Annotated in this window: 18 protein-coding genes; 11 read left to right on the forward strand and 7 right to left on the reverse strand. The window is 68.0% G+C overall.

Annotated features, from left to right (window positions below; all coding sequences use genetic code 11):
* Positions 1 to 286: 286 nt before the first annotated feature.
* Together ACSFBL_RS09245 and ACSFBL_RS09250 are read left to right on the forward strand one after the other, a co-directional pair.
* Positions 287 to 568, forward strand: a complete 282-nt coding sequence (locus ACSFBL_RS09245; protein WP_435515478.1) for a glycine zipper domain-containing protein — start codon at positions 287 to 289, stop codon at positions 566 to 568.
* A gap of 77 nt (positions 569 to 645) precedes the next feature.
* Positions 646 to 2,010 carry a hypothetical protein gene (locus ACSFBL_RS09250; RefSeq protein WP_435515479.1) on the forward strand — a complete coding sequence of 455 codons (1,365 nt, stop codon included), beginning with the start codon at positions 646 to 648 and terminating at the stop codon, positions 2,008 to 2,010.
* 30 nt (positions 2,011 to 2,040) lie between these two features.
* On the opposite strand, the gene ACSFBL_RS09255 is transcribed toward ACSFBL_RS09250, so the two are convergent.
* A complete protein-coding gene (locus tag ACSFBL_RS09255; RefSeq protein ID WP_435515480.1) occupies positions 2,041 to 2,688 on the reverse strand; it encodes a DedA family protein in 648 nt (215 codons plus the stop codon).
* A 47-nt stretch (positions 2,689 to 2,735) separates the two neighbouring features.
* On the opposite strand from ACSFBL_RS09255, the gene mutL reads away from it, so the two are divergent.
* The 4 genes from mutL (at position 2,736) to ACSFBL_RS09275 (ending at position 7,432) form a co-directional block, all read left to right on the forward strand.
* A complete protein-coding gene (gene mutL, locus ACSFBL_RS09260; protein WP_435515481.1) occupies positions 2,736 to 4,598 on the forward strand; it encodes a DNA mismatch repair endonuclease MutL in 1,863 nt (620 codons plus the stop codon).
* Between the two features lie 192 nt (positions 4,599 to 4,790).
* On the forward strand, positions 4,791 to 5,738 hold the full coding sequence (locus ACSFBL_RS09265; protein ID WP_435515482.1) for an alpha/beta hydrolase: 948 nt from the start codon (positions 4,791 to 4,793) through the stop codon (positions 5,736 to 5,738).
* Between the two features lie 45 nt (positions 5,739 to 5,783).
* Entirely contained in the window at positions 5,784 to 6,779 is a 996-nt protein-coding gene (gene miaA / locus ACSFBL_RS09270) for a tRNA (adenosine(37)-N6)-dimethylallyltransferase MiaA (protein ID WP_435515483.1), read from the forward strand.
* On the forward strand, positions 6,776 to 7,432 hold the full coding sequence (locus ACSFBL_RS09275) for an ABC transporter ATP-binding protein (protein WP_435515484.1): 657 nt from the start codon (positions 6,776 to 6,778) through the stop codon (positions 7,430 to 7,432). The genes miaA and ACSFBL_RS09275 overlap by 4 nt, the downstream gene beginning before the upstream one ends.
* Here the strand turns inward: ACSFBL_RS09275 and ACSFBL_RS09280 are convergent.
* Positions 7,429 to 8,400, reverse strand: coding sequence for a threo-3-hydroxy-L-aspartate ammonia-lyase (locus ACSFBL_RS09280; protein ID WP_435515485.1), 972 nt, complete (start codon positions 8,398 to 8,400; stop codon positions 7,429 to 7,431). The genes ACSFBL_RS09275 and ACSFBL_RS09280 overlap by 4 nt on opposite strands.
* A gap of 120 nt (positions 8,401 to 8,520) precedes the next feature.
* Between ACSFBL_RS09280 and ACSFBL_RS09285 the strand changes: the two genes are divergently transcribed.
* Together ACSFBL_RS09285 and ACSFBL_RS09290 are read left to right on the forward strand one after the other, a co-directional pair.
* The gene (locus tag ACSFBL_RS09285; RefSeq protein ID WP_435515486.1) at positions 8,521 to 8,877 is read left to right on the forward strand and encodes a YciI family protein; all 357 of its coding nucleotides are present in this window, start codon (positions 8,521 to 8,523) and stop codon (positions 8,875 to 8,877) included.
* A gap of 44 nt (positions 8,878 to 8,921) precedes the next feature.
* Positions 8,922 to 10,121, forward strand: a complete 1,200-nt coding sequence (locus ACSFBL_RS09290) for an RNA polymerase sigma factor (RefSeq protein ID WP_435515487.1) — start codon at positions 8,922 to 8,924, stop codon at positions 10,119 to 10,121.
* Between the two features lie 7 nt (positions 10,122 to 10,128).
* Here ACSFBL_RS09290 and ACSFBL_RS09295 read toward each other — a convergent pair whose 3' ends face one another.
* A complete protein-coding gene (locus ACSFBL_RS09295) occupies positions 10,129 to 11,445 on the reverse strand; it encodes a serine hydrolase domain-containing protein (RefSeq protein WP_435515488.1) in 1,317 nt (438 codons plus the stop codon).
* A gap of 66 nt (positions 11,446 to 11,511) precedes the next feature.
* Between ACSFBL_RS09295 and ACSFBL_RS09300 the strand changes: the two genes are divergently transcribed.
* Positions 11,512 to 14,076: an FtsX-like permease family protein gene (locus tag ACSFBL_RS09300; protein WP_435515489.1), complete on the forward strand. Its 2,565-nt coding sequence runs from the start codon at positions 11,512 to 11,514 to the stop codon at positions 14,074 to 14,076.
* Between the two features lie 12 nt (positions 14,077 to 14,088).
* On the opposite strand, the gene ACSFBL_RS09305 is transcribed toward ACSFBL_RS09300, so the two are convergent.
* Positions 14,089 to 14,898, reverse strand: a complete 810-nt coding sequence (locus ACSFBL_RS09305) for an alpha/beta fold hydrolase (RefSeq protein ID WP_435515490.1) — start codon at positions 14,896 to 14,898, stop codon at positions 14,089 to 14,091.
* A gap of 17 nt (positions 14,899 to 14,915) precedes the next feature.
* Entirely contained in the window at positions 14,916 to 15,269 is a 354-nt protein-coding gene (locus ACSFBL_RS09310; RefSeq protein ID WP_435515491.1) for a DUF1801 domain-containing protein, read from the reverse strand.
* A gap of 87 nt (positions 15,270 to 15,356) precedes the next feature.
* On the opposite strand from ACSFBL_RS09310, the gene ACSFBL_RS09315 reads away from it, so the two are divergent.
* Positions 15,357 to 16,427 (forward strand): PLP-dependent cysteine synthase family protein, encoded by a 1,071-nt coding sequence (locus ACSFBL_RS09315; protein WP_435515492.1) that lies wholly within the window; start codon positions 15,357 to 15,359, stop codon positions 16,425 to 16,427.
* Positions 16,428 to 16,434: 7 nt separating this feature from the next.
* Positions 16,435 to 17,490 carry a lipocalin-like domain-containing protein gene (locus tag ACSFBL_RS09320; RefSeq protein WP_435515493.1) on the forward strand — a complete coding sequence of 352 codons (1,056 nt, stop codon included), beginning with the start codon at positions 16,435 to 16,437 and terminating at the stop codon, positions 17,488 to 17,490.
* A 246-nt stretch (positions 17,491 to 17,736) separates the two neighbouring features.
* On the opposite strand, the gene ACSFBL_RS09325 is transcribed toward ACSFBL_RS09320, so the two are convergent.
* Positions 17,737 to 18,726: a branched-chain amino acid ABC transporter permease gene (locus tag ACSFBL_RS09325; RefSeq protein WP_435515494.1), complete on the reverse strand. Its 990-nt coding sequence runs from the start codon at positions 18,724 to 18,726 to the stop codon at positions 17,737 to 17,739.
* Positions 18,727 to 18,738: 12 nt separating this feature from the next.
* A complete protein-coding gene (locus ACSFBL_RS09330; RefSeq protein WP_435515495.1) occupies positions 18,739 to 19,614 on the reverse strand; it encodes a branched-chain amino acid ABC transporter permease in 876 nt (291 codons plus the stop codon).
* Positions 19,615 to 19,702: the final 88 nt, after the last annotated feature.

A 19,702-nucleotide genomic window follows, 5' to 3' on the forward strand; every position in this document is an offset into this window, starting at 1 on the left:
CGACGCCCAAGCCGGTTCCTGCTTGCCTGCGGCCCGCTGTGCGCGCACCCGGCCTGCGGTGATGGTCAGTGCGCACGCGCTTCGACGGCGCCGCTGCGCAGCGGCAACTTCTGATGACACTTTCGCGCGGGTCATCAAGCCGAGCAGGTGTTGGCGCGCAGTGCGCAGCGCTGCAGTCGCGCAAGGTGCGACCACGCTTTCGGTCACCGTACCGGGGCCGTCTCCTACATCCCGCAACAGCGTTCTCCAGAGAATGAATTCACCCAATCACTGAAAGGTGGACATCATGAAGACAAGACTCTGGATCTCGGCAGCGGCTGCCACTTGCGTTCTCACATTGGCCGGCTGCGCAGGCGGCCCTAACCAGCAGCTCGGCACCGCAGGCGGTGCGGTCGGCGGCGCGGTGATCGGGCATGCGATCGGCGGCAATACGGCCAGTACCGTCGGTGGTGCTGCGGTGGGCGGTCTGATCGGCAATCAGGTGGGCCGCAACGTCGACGAGCGCAATTCCGAGCGCACCTACTACCCCAACAACACTTACTACCCGAACAACGGTCCGCGCTACTGAGCAAGGACCTGGTCGTGACCAAAGAGCGCGCCTTAGGGCGCGCTTTTTCGTGGCTCGCCTGAACGTATAAACGCGGAATGAGACAAAAACTTCAAATCCTCATCGCCGTATGCGCCGTCGTCCTGAGCGCGTGCAGCGCGACGCACAACGCCGGCCCGACCCCGCAACGCGCGAACGCCTCTCCTCCGCCCGCCACATCGCCCTGCCCCACAGGCATCCCCGACGACACGCGTTGCTACAGCGGGCAGGACAGCGCCGGTGCCTTCTACTGGGGCGCCATTCCCGCCAACTGGAACCAGGTGCTCGTGATGCATGCGCATGGCGGCCCGGAACTGGGTGCGCCGACGATGGCGCGCGCCACCGAAGATCTCCAGCGATGGGCGATCACGGTGAAGGCCGGCTACGCGTGGGCTGGGTCGACCTACCGACGCGGAGGCTACGGCGTCACGATGGCGGCCGAAGACACCGAGCGCCTGCGGGCATGGTTCGTCCAGACCTTCGGCACTCCGCGCCGCACCCTGCTGCACGGCCAGAGCTACGGTGCCGGGGTGGCTGCCAAGGCCGCCGAAATGTATGCGACGGTCGACGGGCGCAAGGGCCCGTACGACGGCGTGCTGCTCACGAGCGGCGTCCTCGGCGGTGGCACGCAAGCCTACGACTACCGACTGGACCTGCGCGTGGTCTACCAGTACATCTGCAACAACCATCCGTTGCCGAGCGAGCCTGCCTATCCGCTCTGGCAAGGCCTTCCGCGCGATTCGAAACTCACGTCGGCCCAACTGGCAGGCCGCATCGACGACTGCACCGGCGTGCGCAAGCCGCCGGCCGAACGGACCGCACAACAGCGTGCGAACCTCGACCAACTCCTCGACACCATCCGCATTCCCGAACGATCGCTCGTCGGCAACGTGAACTGGGCCACCTTCCTGTTCCGGGACATAGTGCAGGAGCGGCTCGACGGCATCAACCCATTCGGCAACATCGGTGTGAAGTACAGCGGATCCGCCGACGACATCGCGCTCAACGCGGCGGTGCTGCGCTACCGTGCGGACCCCGCAGCCGTGCGCAAGCTCGCCGCCGACAGCGATCCGACCGGTCGGGTGAACGTGCCGACGCTCGGCCTGCACGCCATCGACGACCCGACGGCTTTCGTCGAACTCGAATCGGCCTATCGCGATGCGCGGGAGCGCGCTGGCACGGCGGAACTGCTGGTCCAGACCTTCAGCCGCGAATCCGAGCACAGCTACCTGAGCGACGCTGAATACCCCACGCTTTTCGCTGCCTTGCTCGACTGGGTCGATAACGGTCGCAAGCCTACGCCGGCGAGCATTGCCGAAAGTTGCAAGGCGTTCGACATCCGCTTTGGCGGCGGCTGTCAATTCGACCCGGGCTACGTTCCGGCGCCGCTGACGGCGCGGGTGCCGGAGCGGCAGCGCCCCTAGCAAAGGGCGCAACCGCGACGTGGCCCCTGCTCAGCGCGCGGCCGATGCGCCGCGGGCGCGCCACGCACCGTAGATCGCAATCAGGCCCGGTATGAGGATCAACGCCCAGATGATCTTCTCCAGGTGTTCCTTCACGATCGGGAGATTGCCGAAGAAATAGCCGACGGTGCAGAGGCCGACCACCCACAGCAGCGCGCCCACGACGTTGAAGAGCGTGAACTTGCCCCGGTTCATCTCCGCCACGCCCGCCACGAAAGGCGCGAAGGTACGGATGAAGGGCATGAAGCGCGCCAGGATGATGGTGACGCCGCCGAAGCGCTCGTAGAAGGCGTGGGCCTGATTGAACGCGTTGCGGTTGAAGAAGCGCGAACTCTCCCACTGGAAGACCTTCGGGCCGAAATAGCGGCCGATGCTGAAGTTGCACTGGTCGCCAAGGATGGCGGCCACGAGCAGGATCGGCACCGCGAGCCCGAAGCTCATCAGCCCCGCGCCGCACAGCGCGCCGACGATGAACAACAGCGAATCGCCCGGCAGGAAGGGCATCACGACCAGCCCGGTCTCGACGAACACGATGAGGAACAACAAGCCATACACCCAGGGCCCGTAGGCGATGACGAAGGCTTCGAGATGCTTGTCGACGTGCAGGACGAAGTCGACGAGAAAGGTGACGATTTCCATGGCGGCCATTATCACGATACCGTTTGACGGCCTTCTAGAATGTCCCCGTGAGCGCTCTCCCCTCTTCCATCGACGCCGCGGCGCGCCGTCCAATTCGCGAACTTCCCGACGAACTGATCAGCCAGATCGCCGCCGGCGAAGTCGTGGAGCGTCCCGCGTCCGTGGTCCGCGAACTGCTCGACAACGCGCTCGATGCCGGCGCCCGGCAGGTCACGGTCAGGCTGTCCGCGGGTGGCGTGCGGCTGATCTCGGTCGAGGACGACGGCCTGGGCCTGCCGCGCGACGAACTGCCGCTGGCCCTGCGCCGCCATGCCACCAGCAAGATCGCGAGCCTGAACGATCTCGAGACCGTGGGCACGATGGGTTTCCGTGGCGAGGCGCTCGCGGCCATCAACGCCATCGCGGAGCTGAGCATCCTCTCGCGCTTCGCCGGCGCCGACAACGCCTTCCTGCTCGATGGGCGTACCGGCGAGCTGCGGCCCGTGGCCCGCGCGACCGGCACCACCGTCGAAGTGCGCGAGCTCTTTTTCGCGACGCCGGCACGCCGCAAGTTCCTGAAGACCGACGCGACCGAGCTGGCGCACTGCATCGAGGCCGTGCGCCGCCACGCCCTCGCGCGGCCCGAGGTCGGCTTCGCGATCTGGCACGAGGGCAAGCTGGTCGAGCAGTGGCGGGCCGCCGTCTCGCGCGATCAACGGCTTGCCGACACGCTCGGCGACGACTTCGTCCCGCAGAGCGTCGCGGTCGAGCATGTCGCCGGACCGGTGCGCGTCACGGGCCGCGCCGGTATCCCCGATGCCGCGCGCTCGCGGGCCGACCAGCAGTTCTTCTACGTCAACGGTCGCTTCGTGCGCGACAAGGTGCTGGCGCACGCGGTCCGCAGCGCCTACGAGGACGTGCTGCACGGCCAGCGCCAGCCGGTGTATTCGCTGTACCTCGAGATCGATCCCGCGCGGGTCGATGTCAATGTGCATCCGACGAAGATCGAGGTCCGCTTCCGGGACGGGCGGGAAGTGCACCAGGCGGTGCGCCACGCGATCGAGGACGCGCTCGCCGCACCGCGCGCCGGAGATGCCGTGGGTGCGCCGGCCGAACCCTTCTTCAAGCCGCGCATGCTGCCCGCTTCGGCGTCATGGACGCAACCCGCGATGCCGTTTGCCGCGGAGCGCGGCCTCGGCGATGCGGCAGCCATGTGGCCCGCCTATCGGAAGGAAGTGCCGGCCGAACCACCGACGGTCGCGGACAGCCCCTGGATCGCGCCGTTGGCGCCGCAAGCGCTGTCCCCGGCCACGCCGGTTCAATCTTCGGCGCCGGGCCAGTCCGAAGCCTGGCCGCTGGGCCGTGCCCTGGCGCAACTGCAGGGCATCTACATCCTGGCGGAGAACGCCCAGGGCCTCGTGATCGTGGACATGCACGCGGCGCACGAGCGCATCGTGTACGAGCGGCTCAAGACCCAGCTGGACGGCGCTGCGATCACCAGCCAGCCGCTGCTGATCCCCGCCACCTTCGCGGCCACGCCGCAGGAAGTGGCGACCGCCGAGGCCTGCGCCGCCGTGCTGCCATCGCTCGGCCTCGAAATCACGCCCTTCTCGCCACGCACCCTGGCGGTGCGCGCCGTGCCCGGCACGCTGGCCGATGGCGACCCCGTCGAACTGGCGCGGAGCGTGCTCGCGGAACTGGCCAACCACGACGCCAGTACCGTGGTGCAGCGCGCCCAGAACGAACTCCTCTCGACCATGGCGTGCCACGGCGCAGTGCGCGCCAACCGCAAGCTGACCGTCGACGAAATGAACGCTTTGCTGCGCCAGATGGAGGCCACCGAGCGGTCTGACCAGTGCAACCATGGCCGCCCGACCTGGCGTCAGCTCTCGGTCCGCGAGCTCGACGCCTTGTTCATGCGCGGCCGCTAGCGCGGTCTTTACATCGCCTGCATCCTGCCGGACCCAAGCGTATACGGCGCGCTCGGCAGTGGATTTCGGTGCATTTGGCCGATCTTGAAGATGAAACCAAGGGTTTTCGAGCGTCATCGAAGGACCGGGCACGCACGTTGCATTAGGTCTTTCGTTGAACTTTCCGGCCCTTTCGCCTGTCCTTCAGCCTTCATGAAATCCTGGACTCTGTTCGCATCCGCTACCGCCCTGGTCGCCCTGCTGGCGGGCGGTTGCTCCACCCTCGACGAGCGCCAGCGCGAGTGGATCTTCCAGCCCAGCGACCGAAGCTGGGGCAATTCGGAAGCCATGAGCGAGGGCATGGACGACGTCTGGATCGATTTCAAGTCCTCGGTCACCGGCGAGCCGGCGCGGCTGCACGGGCTGTGGCTCGGCGGCGCACCCGACACGCCAGACACCCCGGTCCTGCTCTACCTGCACGGTGCGAGGTACAACGTGGCCGGGTCGGCGCCACGGATGCGGCGCATGCATGAACTGGGGTTCGCGGTGCTGGCGATCGACTACCGCGGCTTCGGAAAGAGCTCCAAGGGTCTGCCTTCGGAAGACTCGGCCCGCGAGGACGCCTACGCGGCCTGGACCTGGCTCGCCGCCAATCATCCGAAGCAGCCCAGATACATCTTCGGCCATTCGCTCGGCGGCGCGATCGGGATCGACCTGGCTTCCCGCGTCCACGACGAAAGTGGCGTCATCGTCGAAAGCACCTTCACGTCCATCGCCGACGTGGTGAGCAGCTTCAAATGGGGCTGGCTGCCTTTCGGGCCGTTCATCACACAGCGCTTCGAGGCCATCAGCAAGGTGAAGGACATCGGCGCACCCCTGCTCGTGGTGCATGGCGCGGCCGACAGCCTCATCAACCCGACCTTGGGCCGCAAGCTGTACGACGCCGCGACCGTGCCCAAGCTCTTCGTACTTATCGAGGGCGGATCGCACCACAACGCCAATTCGATCGGCCAGGCGCAGTACCGCGCAGCGCTCACGCAGTTGTTTCGCATGAAGGAGCCGCCCACCGAGATGGCGTCGCACGACGAAACCACCGCCACCGCGCCGCCGCCAGCGCCAGAGTCGCGCCGGCAAGCCCGGCAGCCGGGGCCGGCGATCTGACGCACCCCAGGCGCTCGGCGCGCCGGCTTTGTTAACCTCGGGCGCATGCCGCCCCTTGCCGCACCGGCCCTTTCGCACAGCGCGCCGCGTGCCTCGACCACGTCACCCGCCCCCGACTCTCAGCGCTATGTCGCGCTGGCCGGCCCCACTGCGTCGGGCAAGACCGCGGCTGCACTCGCCATTGCGCGGGTGCGGCCGGTCGAGATCGTCAGCGTCGATTCGGCGCTCGTCTACCGCGGCATGGACATCGGCACTGCCAAGCCCACGCTGCAGGAGCGCGCCGAAGTGCCGCACCACCTGATCGACATCCGCGACCCCGGCGAGGCCTACAGCGCGGCCGCCTTCGTGCAGGATGCGAAGCGCCTCATCGGCGAGATCAACGCGCGCGGCAAGCTGCCGCTGCTCGTGGGCGGGACGATGCTTTACTTCAAGGCACTCGCCGACGGCATCGATGCCATGCCTGCGGCCGACCCGGAAGTACGCAAGCAGCTCGAAGCCGATGCGGCCGACCTCGGCTGGCCGGCGATGCACGCCCGCCTCGCGGAGGTTGACGCCGTCACCGCCGCGCGACTGGCGCCGAACGACAGCCAGCGCATCCAGCGTGCGCTGGAGGTCTGGCACAGCAGCGGGCAGCCCCTGTCGAGCTTTCATGGCGCAGGCGCCACGGATGCCGGATGGCCGGCCGCCGCATTCATCTCGCTGGAACCCACCGATCGCGCATGGCTGCACGAACGCATCGCGGCACGCTTCGATGCGATGCTGTCGGCGGGCTTCATCGCCGAGGTGCAGGCGCTGCGCGCACGGGGCGACCTAGCGGCGGACCTGCCCTCGATGCGCTGTGTCGGCTATCGCCAGACCTGGGAGGCGCTCGACGGCGCATGGCCCATCACCGAACTGCGCGATCGCGGCATCGCCGCCACGCGCCAGCTTGCCAAGCGCCAGATCACCTGGCTGCGCAGCATGCCGCAGCGCCGCGTGATCGCGGCGGAGGCGCCGGACGCCATCGCGCAGGTCGTCCGAGAGGTCATCGACATCGCATGAGCTTGCGCATCTCCGATCTGGCAAAGCACTATGGCGAGGTGCCGGTGTTCGAGCACGTGTCCCTCGACGTCGCGGCCGGCGAGTTCGTCGCGATCGTGGGCGAGTCGGGGGTCGGCAAGTCGACCCTGCTCAACTGCATGGCCGGGCTCGACAGCTGGGATTCGGGCACCGTCACGCACGACGGCACGGACATCGGTACGCTCGGCGCCGATGCGCGGGCGATCTGGCGCCGCCAGCACGTGGGATTCGTCTTCCAGGCCTTCCACGTGCTGCCGCATCTGGACGTCGCGCAGAACGTCGGATTGCCCCTGATGCTGCTCGGCCGGCGCGGCCCGGCCGCCGATGCGCGTGTCACGCAGATGCTGGAGGCCGTCGGGCTGGCGGGCTTGGGTGCGCGTCTTCCCCAGGAACTCAGCGGCGGCCAGTTGCAGCGCGTCGCCATCGCCCGTGCCCTGGTGCATCGCCCTTCGCTGCTGCTGGCCGACGAACCGACCGGCAATCTTGACCCGACGACCGCGGCCCGCGTGATGGACGTCTTGATCGCGCAGACGCGCGAGCATGGCGCCTCGCTGGTCCTGGTCACGCATTCGGAAACCGCGGCAGCGCGTGCCGACCGCGAGCTGCACCTGAGCGCCGAAGGAATACGACCTTAGGTGCCCGAGCCTGCGAGCAGCGCCGCGTAGCGCCCGAGATCGACATTGCCGCCGCTGATGATCACGCCGACACGCGCGCCGCGGATCGCATCGCCGGCCGCACAGGCCCCTGCGAACGCAAGGCAGCCCGTGGGCTCGACCACCATCTTCATGCGCTCGGCGAAGAAGCGCATCGCATCGACGAGCTGGGCATCGCTCACGGTGACGATGTCGTTCACGTCGCGGCGGATGATCCCGAAGGTGTATTCGCCCAGGTGCTGGGTCTGTGCGCCGTCGGCGATGGTCTTGGGCGTCTCGATGTGCACGATGCGGCCCGCGCGCAGCGATTGCTGGCCGTCGTTGCCGGCCTCGGGCTCGACGCCCAAGACCCTGCAGTCGGGCGACAGGGCGCGGGCCGACAACGCCGAGCCGCTCGTCAGGCCGCCGCCGCCCAAGCAGATGTAGAGCACGTCGAGCGGCCCCGCATCATCGATCAGCTCCTTCACCGCCGTGCCCTGCCCTGCAATCACGTCGGGATGGTCATAGGGCGGGATCAGCGTCATGCCGCGCTCGGCGGCCAGGCGCCGGGTGAGGGCTTCGCGGTCTTCGGTGAAGCGGTCGTACTGCACCACCTCGGCGCCGTACCCGCGCGTGGCGGCGAGCTTGGCGGCCGGCGCGTCGTTGGGCATGACGATGACGGCCGGCATCCCGAGGATGCTCGCAGCCAGCGCGACGGCCTGTGCGTGGTTGCCTGAAGAAAAGGCGATCACGCCGGACTTGCGCTGGGCCGCATCAAACTTCGACAAGGCATTGAACGCACCGCGGAACTTGAAGGCGCCCATGCGCTGGAAGTTCTCGCACTTGAAGAAGAACTGGGCGCCCCAGCGGGCGTCCGCCGTCCGCGAGCGCAGCACCGGCGTGCGGTGGGCCTGGCCTTCGAGCCGCGCGGCAGCGGCGACCACGTCGTCGTAGGTGGGGAGTGTCTGCATGGCGCGAAGCTTACCTCCGCGCATCAAAAAAAACTTGCGGGGGACCTGTCGAAATGCCCCCTTGCGCATCGTCATTGCTGTGAGCGATCCTGCTCGTGTTCTTCCAATTTCGGAGTCCCCATGCAATACATGTTGATGTTCTACCAGCCCCAGTCGGAATTCGACCAGCGGGAGGATGCAGCTGCCCAAGCCTACCGGGCCAGCTGGATGGCCTACGTCGGCGCGGTGCGGCAATCGGGCATCGTGCTGAACGGCCACGGCCTGACGCCGCCCATGACCGGCACCACGCTGCGCGTGCGCGGCGACAAGCGCCAGGTGCAGGACGGGCCCTTTGCCGACACCAAGGAGCAACTCGGCGGCTACTTCGTCATCGATGTGCCGGACCTCGACGCGGCGCTCGAATGGGCGGCCCGCGCGCCCTGCGCCAGCACCGGCGGCGTGGAAGTGCGCCCCGTCTTCAGCACGCCGGACATGTGACCGGCCCGGCGCTTCAGCTAGAGGAAGCACGCGCGGCCGCAGAGATGGCCGCGCGCCAGTCGTACGGGCGGCTGGTGGCGATCCTCTCGGCGCGCACACGCGACATCGCCGCGTCGGAGGACGCGCTGGCCGATGCCTTCGCCCGCGCGCTCGAGCGCTGGCCCCTGGATGGCGTGCCCGAGCGGCCCGAGGCCTGGCTCCTGAGCGTCGCGCGAAACCGCACCCTCGACGCCTGGCGACACAGCCGGGTGCAGGACGAAGCGACGCAGACCCTGCTGCTGCTGACCGACGAGATCGGCGACGACGCCTCGGGCGGCGAAGCCGTGCCGGACGAACGGCTGCGCCTGCTGTTCGTGTGCGCGCACCCGGCCATCGATGCGGCGGCGCGCGCGCCGCTGATGCTGCAAACCGTGCTGGGTCTGGACGCTGCCCGCATGGCAGGCGCATTCCTCATTGCACCGGCAACGCTCGGACAAAGGCTGGTGCGTGCCAAGGCGCGCATCCGCGCTGCAGGCATCCCCTTCGAATTTCCGCGCGCGAGCGACCTGCCGCAGCGACTGCAGGATGTGCTGGACGGCATCTACGCCGCCTATGGCACCGGCTGGGAGGATGTCGACGGCGCCGACGCCACGCAGCGCGGCCTGACGGCTGAGGCGATCGACCTGTGCCGCATCCTGTGCGGCCTGATGCCCTGCGAACCCGAGCCGCTGGGCCTGCTCGCGCTGATGCTGTTCTGCGAAAGCCGCGCGAAGGCCCGGCGCAGCGACCAGGGCGACTATGTGCCCCTCGACGAGCAGGACACCGCACGCTGGGACCACGCGCTGCGCGACCAGGCCGAGCAGGCGCTAGGCGCCGCGGCATCGATGAACGCCGCCGGCGCCTACCAGATGGAGGCCGCGATCCAATCCGCCCACTGTGCGCGGCGCCTGGGTGCGCAAGTGCCGCCGGACGCGCTGGTGGCGCTGTACGACGGGCTCCTGGCCCTGCGGCCGAGCGTCGGCGCGCAGGTCAGCCGCGCCTGCGCGGTCGGCGTGGCTGCGGGGCCGGCCGAAGGACTGCGTGCGCTCGACGCGCTGGCGCCGGCTGAGGTCGCCAATTACCAACCCTACTGGGCGGCCCGGGCTCACCTGCTGGGACGGGCCGGCGAGGCCGGAGAAGCACGGCAGGCCTACGCCCGTGCGGCAGGGCTCAGTGCCAGCCCTGCGGTCCGCGCCTACCTGGCCTCGGCATCCAGCCAGCTCTGAACGCCCTTCATTGCGCCATCAGGTAGTTCGCCACGGCATCGAACGCGGGCAGCGTGAGCGGATCGTTCGCGCCGTTGGCGGCAATGGGGTGCGCGGCGTAGCGCACGATCACCATCTCCGCCTTCGGATCGACGTAGATGCTCTGTCCGTGGATGCCTCGTGCCATGAACGCGCCATGCGCGTTGTGCGTGACCCACCACATGTCGCGGTACGACCAGCCCTGTAGCAGCGGGTAGCCGGCCTTGACGAACTTGGCACGATCGCCGCCGCGGCGGATGTCGTCGACCACCGCCTTCGGAATGGCCTGCTGCCCGTTGGCACGACCGTCGTTGCGCATGGTTTCGCCGAAGCGGGCGAGATCGCGCAGCGTGGTGTTCAGCCCGCCTCCGCCCGATTCGGTGCCGATGCGGTCGACCATGAAGTAGGCGTCTTCCTCGGCACCGATGCGGCGCCAGATCTTTTCGCTCATCAGGTCCGCGAGTGATTTCTGGCTCGCCCGCCGCAGGATCCAGGCGAGGACCTCGGCATTGACCGTCTTGTAGGCGAAGCCGTCATCGTGCGCGCCCTCCTTCTTGAGCGTGCCCAGGAATTCGTAGAAGGACTTGGGCCCTGTGTAGTTGGGGCCTTGGGTCATCATGCCCCCCGCGCGGGCGTAGTCCCAGATCTCCGCCTTGGGATCGGCATAGTTCTCGGAGTAGTGCACGCCGATGGTCATGTCCATCACCTGGCGCACGGTGGCGTCGCCGTACGCGCCATCCTTGAGTTCGGGGATGTACTTCGTGACGGGCGCCGCCGGGTCGAGGGTGCCCTCGGCCACCATGATGGCGGCCAGCGTGCCGACGAAGGACTTGGTGACGGACATCGCGAGGTGCGGGCGCTCGGGCGTGAGCGCGCCGAAGTACTTCTCGTATACGACGCGACCGCGATGCAGCACGAGGATCCCGTCGGTGTAGGTGCCCGTGATCATCTGCGCGAAAGTCATGTCGGCGCCGCCGAGCGTCTTGAAGGGCACGCTGTCGAGATCGCGCGGCGCCGCTGGCAAGGGACTCGGCTGGCCACCACCGCGCCACACGTTCCGCGTCGGTACGGATTCGCGCACGTGCGAGAAGGACCAGCGCGTGCGCGGATAGACGCTGCCGGACGGGTTGTCGAAGGTGATCAGCTTGTCGGGCGGCGGCGGGAAGCCCTGCATCCAGCCCAACGCATCGACCGTCGTCGTCGCGGGATCGGGCAGTGCGGGAGGCGGGTTCTGGGCGTTGGACATCGAACTCCAAAGACTGGCACTGAAGACCGCGACCGCAAGGGCGCGCCGGGTGCGGAACATGGATCTGTCTCCTCGTTGTTGTAGCCGACGGATGCTAGCAGTCGGGGCAGGCGAGAATCGCCTCGCATGAGGGCGCTGCTTTCCACTTTCTCCTGGCAGGAGCTGCGCCACCACCCGTGGCGCAACGCGGCGGCGGTCGTGGCGGTGATGCTGGGGGTCGCACTGGCGTTTTCGGTGCAGCTGATCAACGCCTCGGCACTGGATGAATTCTCGAGCGCTGTGCGTTCGGTCAACGGTCAGCCGGACCTCGAACTGCGCGCCTTGCAAGGCAGCTTCGACGAGTCGGTGTTCGCGCAGGTGGCGCGGCATCCGCAGGTGGCGCTCGCAAGCCCGGTGCTGGAAGTCCAGGGCGTGGCGCTGGCCGGCGAGCGGCGCGTGCCGTTGCGCGTGGTCGGCGTCGATGCGCTGGTGCTGCCGACCATTGCGCCGGCGTTGATGCCGCGGCCCGCGGAGGGCGGCGATCGGCTGGCGCTGCTCGCGCCGGGTCATTTGTTTCTCAACGCGGCCGCCCGGAAGGCGTTGGGAGAGACCGCGACGACTGTTCAGCTGCGCGTCGGCAGCCAGTGGCAAACACTCAATGTCGCCGGGCAGGTTGCCGCGGGCGGCGCCTCGCTCGCGGTGATGGATATCGGCGCGGCGCAGGATCTGTTCGACCGCGGCGGCCGCCTCACCCGAATCGACCTGCGGCTCGCTGCGGGCGCGGATCGCTTGGCATTCATCCGATCGCTGCGCGACTCGGCGGGCTGGCCGGCGAGCATCCAGATCGCGGAACCGGGCGACGCGGCGGAGCGGGTCAGCAACCTCTCGCGCGCCTATCGCGTGAATCTCACCGTGCTGGCGTTGGTGGCCCTGTTCACCGGGGCCTTTCTGGTGTTCTCGGTGCTGGCCCTGAGCGTCGCGAAGCGGGCGCAGCAGTTTGCGCTGCTTGGCGTGCTTGGTGTCACGCCAAGCGAGCGCCTGCGGCTGGTGCTGGCCGAGTCGCTCGTGCTCGGGCTGATCGGAAGCATCGCCGGCATCGCGTTGGGCACGGCGCTCGCACAGTTCGCGCTGCAGGTGCTGGGCGGCGATCTCGGTGGCGGCTACTTCGAAGGCGTGGCGCCCACCTTGCACTGGAGCACAAGCGCCGCGGTGCTCTACGGCGCACTCGGCGTGCTGGCTGCCGGCGTGGGCGGATGGTGGCCTGCACGCGCCGCGCAGGCCTTGCCGGAGGCCCAGACGCTGAAAGGCCTGGGCGCTCCGCCGACACGCGGCGCAGGCCATCGGATGGCGTTGCTGCTGATTGCAGCCGGTGGGGCGCTGGCCACGGCACCAGCGGTGTTCGGCATTCCCATCGCGGCCTATCTCTCGGTCGGCTTTCTGCTGGTCGGTGGCATCGCGGCGTTGCCGTGGCTCATCGCCCTCCTCTACGACCGGCTCGCACCCCTGTTCGCGCGACGGGTGCTGCCGCTGCTCGCGATCGAGCGTGCGCGCCGCATGCGCGGCACCGCGGCGGTGGCGGTCAGCGGCGTGGTGGCCAGCCTCAGCCTCGCGGTTGCGCTGACGGTCATGGTCGCGAGCTTTCGTGATTCGGTCACGCGCTGGCTCGACGTGGTGCTGCCGGCCGACCTCTACGTGCGCAGCGCGGCCGGCGGAAGTTCGACGAGCGAGCGGGCGACATTCAATCCGGCCTTCGTGAAGTCGCTCGGTCAGTTGCCGGGCGTGGTGCGCACCGGCACGCTGCGCACACGGCCGTTGCTGCTGGATCCCTCGCGGCCTGCCGTCACCCTCATTGCGCGCAGCCTGGACGAGGATGCGAGCCGCGCGCTGCCCCTGATCGGCGCAGCATTTCCGGTGCCGGCGGGGCAGATCGGCGTTTACGTGAGCGAGGCGATGGTCGAGCTGTATGGCGCGCAGCCGGGCCGGGCCTTCGAGCCGTTGGCACGCGCGTTCGCGCCCGGTGCTGCAGGCGAGCGGACTTCGCCATCCGTCTTCTTCGTCGCCGGTGTGTGGCGCGACTACGTCCGGCAGTTCGGCGCCATCACGATGGACGCGCGCGATTTCGAGCGTCTCACGGGCGAGCGCAACGTGAGCGATATCGCGCTCTGGCTGGCGCCGGGAGCGAACGTCGGCGAGGCCGAGCAGGCGGTGCGCACGCTTGCAGCGCGCGAACTCGGTGCGAGCGAACCCGTCGAGCTGGCCTCGGTCGGCCAGATCCGTGCGACTTCGCTGCGCATCTTCGACCGCAGCTTTGCCGTCACCTACTGGCTGCAGGCGGTCGCGATCGGCATCGGCCTGTTCGGCATTGCCGCCAGCTTCAGCGCGCAGGTGCTGGCGCGACGCAAGGAGTTCGGGCTGCTCGCGCACCTGGGATTCACGCGCGCACAGGTGCTGGCCATCGTGGCCGGCGAAGGCGCGGCCTGGACGGCGATCGGCGCGGTGGCGGGGCTGGGATTGGGGCTGGCGGTGTCGGTGGTGCTGGTGCACGTGGTCAACCCGCAGAGCTTCCACTGGACGATGGATCTCCTCGTGCCCTGGGAGCGACTCGCCGCACTCTGCGCAGCCGTGCTGGCGGCGGGGACGGTCACCGCATGGCTGGCCGGCCGCGCGGCCGCGGGACGCGATGCGGTGATGGCGGTCAAGGAAGACTGGTGAGCCGGCGGGATTTCATTCGTCGACCAGCGTCGCGAGGAAGCGGCAGATCTCATCGTTGACGACATCGGGATGCGTTACCGGCCCCATGTGGCCGAGCGCCTCGAACTCGACGACCTCGACATTGGGCAGCGTGCGCGTCAGCAGTTTCGCGACGCCGAGGGACGATGCCGGCGACTGCCTTCCAGTCATGTAGAGCACCGGAACCCGAAGCGCGGCAAAAGCCTGCAGCGGGGTGGGTTCGTTGAGCAATGCGTGCGCCCAGTTGCGCACGTTGACCATCGAACTTTCGATCGGGCCCTTGCGGGCATCGGGCGTGCGCGCCCAGGCGCCTGCGCCCATCCAGTAATCGATGAAGCAGCGGGCCGCTTCGGACGGATCGCGGTTGTCGAGCGCGATGCCGGCGCCGTCGACGGCAGCGCGAATGCCGTCGGCCGCATTGGGCGGCGGCGTCTCGGCGTCGACCAGTGCGAACAAGGTAGGTTCGTACAGGGCCAATGCGCGCACACGATGGGGTTGCGCGACGGCGGCGACGAGCGCGATGGCAGCGCCATACGAATGGCCGACCAGCACGAGAGGATCGTCACCAGCACGCGCAAGGACGGGCTCGAGCAGTGTCACCTCGTCGCGGAGCGCGACCTGCCGGTCGGTCGGCCAAGGGGGGCTCTTGCCCGCGCCGTAGGCATCCGCCGCCAGCACGTGGAACGCCGGGGCCAGCCTCTCCATCAGGCCGCGCCATTGGCTCGAACTGCTCGCGTTCGAATGGAGACACACCACGCCCGGCCCCGTGCCGGCTTCGCGAAAGAATGGGCTCGCATCCTGCATCTTGAAGTCTCCGGGTTTCAGGGCCGCCTGGCGTCGAGCGTCGGATCACCGAGACGCTGGTTGAGATCGACCGCCTCGCGCGTCAGGCGACCCACCGTTGCGGTGTCGATGGTCATCCCTTCACGCAGTTCCAAGGTGGCCATCTCGAACTTTCCTCCAGGCTTCAGGCCCGCTTCGATGGCACGCAGGCGCTCGCCGCGCCAGAAGCCGAACAGGACCCGATCATCTTCCGCGCGGATCAGCAGCACGGGCCCGTTCGCCAGATAGACGAGGTGCCGCCACTTCACGACCTCTTCCATCGCGGACGCTTCACGCACCGCCGCGCGCAGCTTCTCGACACAGGCACGCTGCCAACCGTCGAGGGCCAGCACATATGCATCGGGGCTTGGAGCGGGCGAAGTCTTCTGCATCGGATTCCAGAGAGCGCCATTCTGAATCGATTGGCAGAGAATGTGCGAATGATTGACTCCTCCTCTGGCAGCGCCGGCTGGCTCGGCACCGCGATCCTTCGCATCGAAGCCGACTACCGGCGCAGCGCCGACACGCACCTCATACCCTTGCGGCTGCCGGGCTTCGCATCGGCCGGCATCGACCTCTACCTGAAAGACGAATCGACCCATCCGACCGGCAGTCTCAAGCATCGGCTCGCGCGCTCGCTCTTCCTTTATGCGCTCTGCAATGGCTGGATCCGTGAAGGCACCACCATCGTCGAGGCATCGAGCGGTTCCACCGCGGTGAGCGAAGCCTATTTCGCGCGCCTGCTCGGCCTGCCCTTCGTCGCGGTGATGCCGCGCAGCACATCGCCCGAGAAGGTGGCGCAGATCGCCTTCCATGGCGGGGATTGCCACTTCGTCGATCACGCCGGCGAGGTGTACGAGGAAGCGCGCGCCCTGGCCGAGCGGCGCGGCGGCCATTACATGGACCAGTTCACCTACGCGGAGCGCGCGACCGACTGGCGCGGCAACAACAACATCGCCGAGAGCATGTTCCAGCAGATGACGCGCGAGCGGCATCCGGTGCCGGCGTGGATCGTGGTGGGCGCGGGCACCGGCGGCACCAGTGCGACCATCGGCCGCTATGTGCGCTATTGCTGCCATGACACGCAGGTTTGCGTCGTGGACCCGGAAGGCTCGGTGTTCGCGGCCTATCACGCAAGCGGCGATGCCGCGTTGACGGCGCCCGGCTCGCGCATCGAAGGCATCGGACGCCCGCGCGTCGAGCCCAGCTTCGTGCGCACGCTGGTGGATCGGATGATGGAAGTGCCGAACGTCGATTCGATGGCGGCCATGCGTGCGCTCTCGACCTTGCTCGGCCGCAAGGTCGGGCCGTCGACCGGCACCAACTTCATCGGCATGCTGGGGCTGGCCCGCGAGATGCGAGAGGCCGGGAAGCGAGGCTCGATCCTGTCGCTCCTCTGCGATTCGGGCGAACGCTATCTGCCGAGCTATCACGATGCCGCTTGGGTACAGCAGGCCTTCGGCGACGTCGGCGAAGCGCAGCGGCGAATCGACGCCGCGCTCGGGGAATGACTTGAGCATGCGCGCCTATGGACTTTCGCGGCGCGCCGTTCTGCTATGCGCGCTCGGGGCGCCGGCCGCCTGGGCATTGCCGCCGCGCACCATGCAATTCCCGCGTGACTTCGGCAGCCATCCCGAGTTGCGCACCGAGTGGTGGTACATCACGGGGCACGGGAAGGCCGGCGCGCGCGAATTCGGGTTCCAGCTCACCTTCTTCCGCTCGCGCGTCGAAGCGACGCAGTCGATGCGCTCCGCCTTTGCGGCGAAGCAATTGATCTTTGCGCACGCGGCCATCACCGACCTCCAGGGACGCAAGCTCTGGCACGACCAGCGCATCGCGCGCGCGGGCTTCGGCGTGGCGTCTGCGTCGGAAACCGATACGGACGTTCGCCTTCGTGACTGGACGCTGCAGCGCGACGGCCAAGGCTACGCGGCGCGCCTGCCGGCCGAAGGCTTCTCGCTCGACCTGCGCTTCGAGCCTACGCAGCCCGTGATGCTGCAAGGCAGCGCGGGGCTCTCTCGAAAGGGCCCCGACACCGAACAGGCCAGCTACTACTACAGCGAGCCGCATCTCGCGGCGAAGGGCAGCCTGAGCTTGCAAGGCGTGCGTTTCGATGTGCAGGGCACCGCCTGGCTCGATCACGAGTGGAGCGACGCCTACCTGGACCCGGATGCGGCGGGCTGGGACTGGATCGGGATGAACCTGTTCGATGGCAGCGCGTTGATGGCGTTTCGCATACGGCGCCGCGACGGATCGGTGTTGTGGACGGGCGGGTCGCTGCGCACCGCCGATGGGCGTCAACAGGTGTTCGGGCCGGATGCGCTGCGCTTCGACGCCGAAGGGACATGGACGAGCCCACGGACCCGGGCGGTGTATCCCACGCGATGGCGCATCGGGACGCCCGCCGGCACGTTCTCCGTACGCGCCCTGCTCGACGACCAGGAGCTCGACAGCCAGGGCTCGACCGGCACGGTGTACTGGGAAGGGCTGAGTGAATTGCTCGATGAGAGCGGCAAGGCGGTCGGGCGCGGCTATCTGGAACTCACCGGCTACGCGCAACCGTTGCGGCTCTGAGCGTCGGCGGCTAGAAGTCGATTAGAGCGAGATGTCGGAAAGGTGCTCGATCGATTCGAGCCTTCGCAGCGCCGCCCTCCGGGCGACGCTGCGGGCAGGCTTGCGAGGTGCAAGCCGCCGGGCGCTCAAGGCCCGGACTTGTGTGACAGCAAGACATCGATGGTAGGAGAGGCGCGCCGCGCAAGCCATCAGACAGGTCCGAAACAGCCGACTTCTCTCCCCCCGATGAGGGAGGCAGCTCGCCGCTCAGCCCTTCGCCACCCCTCGCCGGCGGTCGATGAAGGCGATGATCTCGCCCATGATCCCGCGCCGGAACGCCAGCACGCAGATCACGAAGATCAGGCCCGTGACCATGGTGACGGATTCGCCCAGCGTGTTGAACCAGTCGACGGTGGTGATGCGCGCCAGCAGGTGACCAAGCTCGCCGATCTTGTTCTCGAGCAGCACCACCACGGCCGAGCCCACGATCGGACCCGATAGCGTGCCGAGGCCGCCGACCAGCGTCATCAGGATGACCTGGCCCGAGGCGCTCCAGTGCACATCCGACAGTGTGGCAAAGCCCAGCACCAACGTCTTGAGCGAACCGGCGAGGCCAGACAGCGCCGCCGAGATCACGAAGGCCAGCAGCTTGAAGCGGCTCACGTCGTACCCGAGCGAGAGTGCGCGAGGTTCGTTTTCCTTGATGCCCTTCAGCACCTGCCCGAAGGGCGAGTGGATGGTGCGCACGATCAGCAGGAAGGCAGCCACCACGATCACGAGCGTCACGTAGTACATCGTGAGGTCGCTCTGCAGGTCGATCACACCGAACAGCTTGCCGCGCGGTACGCCCTGTAGGCCGTCCTCGCCGCCGGTGAACTTGGCCTGCAACGCGACGAAGAACACCATCTGCGCCAGCGCCAGCGTGATCATCGCGAAGTAGATGCCCTGCCGACGGATCGCCAGCACCCCGAAGAGCCAGCCGAGCAGTGCGCCGGTGACCGTGCCCGCGATGAGCCCCAGTTCAGGCGTGAGGCCCCACACCTTCATCGCGTGGCCTGCGACATAAGCCGAGCCACCGAGAAAGGCCGCGTGGCCGAAGGACAGGAGCCCGGTGTAGCCCAGCAGCAGATTGAACGCCGAGGCGAAGAGTGCGAAGCACATGAGCTTCATCACGAACACCGGATAGGCGCCAGCGAACGGTGCCACGATCAGCGCGACGAGCAGCAGCAGGTAGATGACAAGAGAGAGTTTCTTCATGCGGCTGCCGTCTTATTTTTCTTTGCCGAACAGGCCGGCGGGACGAATCAACAGCACGATGACCATGATCACGAACACCACGGTGGAGGAGGCCTCCGGATAAAACACCTTGGTCAGCCCTTCGATCACGCCGAGCCCCAGGCCTGTGAGGATGGCCCCCATGATCGAGCCCATGCCGCCAATGACGACCACCGCGAACACCACGATGATGAGGTTCTGCCCCATCAGCGGCGAGATCTGGATCACCGGTGCGGCGAGCACGCCGGCAAAAGCGGCGAGCGCAACGCCGAAGCCGTAGGTCAGCGTGATCATCAGCGGCACATTGACGCCGAAGGCCTCCACCAGCCGCGGGTTCTCGGTGCCGGCGCGCAGGTAGGCACCGAGCCGCGTCTTCTCGATGACGAACCAGGTCGCGAAGCAGACGACGAGCGACGCGACCACCACCCAGGCGCGGTAGTTGGGCAGGATCATGAATCCGAGGTCGGTCGCACTCGCGAGCGCATCCGGCGTGTCGTAGGCCAGGCCCGAGACGCCGTAGATGGACCGGAACACGCCTTCCACGAGCAGCGTCAGGCCGAGCGTGAGCAGGAGGCCGTAGAGGTGGTCGAGCTTGTAGATCCAGCGCAGCAGCAACCGCTCGATGAGCACGCCGAAGAGCCCCACGATGACCGGCGCCACCACCAGCATCACCCAGTAGTTGACGTTGAAATAGTTCATCGCCATCCAGGTGAACACGGCGCCCATCATGAACAGCGCGCCATGCGCGAAGTTGATGACGTTGAGCAACCCGAAGATCACCGCGAGCCCCAGGCTCAGGATGGCGTAGAACGACCCGTTGACCAGCCCCAGCAGAAGCTGGCTCAACAAGGCAGGAAGTGAAATGTTCATGAATGTCTTAACAACCGGGAGCGACCTTCTTCACCAGAGGGCCGCCGCGCCCGGCCGCCCGAAGCGGCCGGCCCGCCCCCGGCAGGGG

Origin of the sequence: Variovorax glacialis (assembly GCF_051216375.1) — a bacterium.
Taxonomy (GTDB): Bacteria; Pseudomonadota; Gammaproteobacteria; order Burkholderiales; family Burkholderiaceae_C; genus Variovorax.